Source organism: Protofrankia sp. CiT1, assembly GCF_917627335.1.
In the GTDB taxonomy this organism is placed as follows: Bacteria; Actinomycetota; Actinomycetes; order Frankiales; family Frankiaceae; genus Protofrankia.
This window is the reverse complement of sequence record NZ_CAKJTP010000253.1, coordinates 1,535-2,409: the sequence shown is the minus strand read 5'-3', so window position 1 is coordinate 2,409 and position 875 is coordinate 1,535. Positions and strand designations below refer to the sequence as shown.

At 65.9% G+C, this 875-nt stretch carries 2 protein-coding genes; one reads left to right on the top strand and one right to left on the bottom strand.

Features of this window, described 5'->3' with window-relative positions:
- A partial coding sequence (locus MJ785_RS20980; RefSeq protein ID WP_239382516.1) for a helix-turn-helix transcriptional regulator occupies positions 1–248 on the bottom strand: 248 nt, incomplete at its 3' end.
- Positions 249–456: 208 nt separating this feature from the next.
- On the opposite strand from MJ785_RS20980, the gene MJ785_RS20975 reads away from it, so the two are divergent.
- A complete protein-coding gene (locus MJ785_RS20975; protein WP_239382514.1) occupies positions 457–756 on the top strand; it encodes a hypothetical protein in 300 nt (99 codons plus the stop codon).
- The last annotated feature ends 119 nt before the right edge of the window (positions 757–875 follow it).

Below are 875 nucleotides of genomic sequence, written 5' to 3'. Positions count from 1 at the left end.
TTCAGGCCGTTCGCGAGCCGCTCGAAGACGGCCAGCGTTATCACTTGTCGTTTGCCGTTGCGGATCTCGCTGATATGCGACTGGGGCATGCCACACGCGGTAGCGATTTGCCCTTGGGTGGCACCGGTCCATTTCTGGAACGTCTTCAACACCGTGGCCATGTCGCGCTGGTCAAGGGCCTGGGTCATGTCCGGGCGGTCCCACAGGTCGGCGGGTGGAGCGGGTAGCTCGTGGTTGCGGGACGTCACGGCTGCCTTCCTGCCGGGATGGTCGGGCGCAATCGGTCTCATGCTGCGCACCATCCGCCAGTTTAACCACCGGATGTATACGGCTGGCGGCCTTTTCACCGTTCGTCCGGCTCGTAATCGTGGCCGGGAGCCGGTCTGGCCCATGCCGAGAAATGATCATTATATGGCTGGGTCGGTGTCCAACCAGCGGAGACGAAAGCGGGATGGGATGCGGTCAGCGACAGAGCCCACGACAAGCCCAGCGACCATCGGAGACGACGGTGAGCGACTGCCGGTCCTTTACGGGGTGGTGCGTTTCGAGCCGGGAGACGACCGGCAGGTCCGGGACACCACGATCACGTTTGATTCCCCTGCGTCGGCGGAGCTGTTCGCGGTGGAGAGCGGCTGGCATGACTATCAGGTGTGCCCGCTCTTCTTCTTCGTCGACACGGTCACGATGCCGGCGGCCGGGCGGGTACTGCTGGGGGCGGCGTTGGCACGATCGGTGCGGCGGGCCGGCGGCCGATGAACGGCGGTGGGGAGTACACGGTCACGATCTGTCCGGCGGATCGACCCGCGGACGTGGCGCGGGCCTGGGCGGCGTTACCGGACGGGGTGGGGTTCGCCGAGGCGTTCGGTGACGTAGAC

Coding starts and splice junctions, on each gene's coding strand:
- MJ785_RS20975 (WP_239382514.1), top strand. CDS start 457: ATGCGGTCAGCGACAGAGCCCACGACAAGCCCAGCGACCATCGGAGAC.